Origin of the sequence: Bradyrhizobium uaiense (assembly GCF_010811875.1) — a bacterium.
GTDB lineage: Bacteria > Pseudomonadota > Alphaproteobacteria > Rhizobiales > Xanthobacteraceae > Bradyrhizobium > Bradyrhizobium uaiense.
On sequence record NZ_VKHP01000615.1, the window covers coordinates 1 to 383 of the forward strand.

General features: G+C 65.0%; 1 protein-coding gene. It reads right to left on the reverse strand.

Going from position 1 to position 383, the window contains the following annotated elements; genetic code table 11:
* Positions 1 to 383 (reverse strand): carbamoyl phosphate synthase preATP-grasp domain-containing protein (locus FNJ47_RS46750; RefSeq protein ID WP_488226110.1); only part of this gene is annotated, 383 nt, incomplete at both ends.

Sequence of the window (383 nt, forward strand, 5' to 3'; positions counted from 1 at the left end):
AGGCGATGCCGTTCTTCGGCTGCTTCAGACGGAGCTTGTCGAGCACGCGCTTGAAGCGGTCGCGGTCCTCGGCGAGGTCGATCGCGTCAGGCGAGGTGCCGAGGATCGGCACGTCGGCGGCTTCGAGCGCGTGGGCAAGCTTCAGCGGGGTCTGGCCGCCGAACTGCACGATCACGCCGTGCAGCGTGCCGTTCTTGCGCTCGGTCGCGATGATCTCCAGCACGTCTTCGGCGGTGAGCGGCTCGAAATACAGCCGATTGGCGGTGTCGTAGTCGGTCGACACCGTCTCCGGATTGCAGTTGACCATGATGGTTTCGTAGCCGGCGTCCTCGAGCGCGAAGCAGGCGTGACAGCAGCAATAGTCGAACTCGATGCCCTGGCCG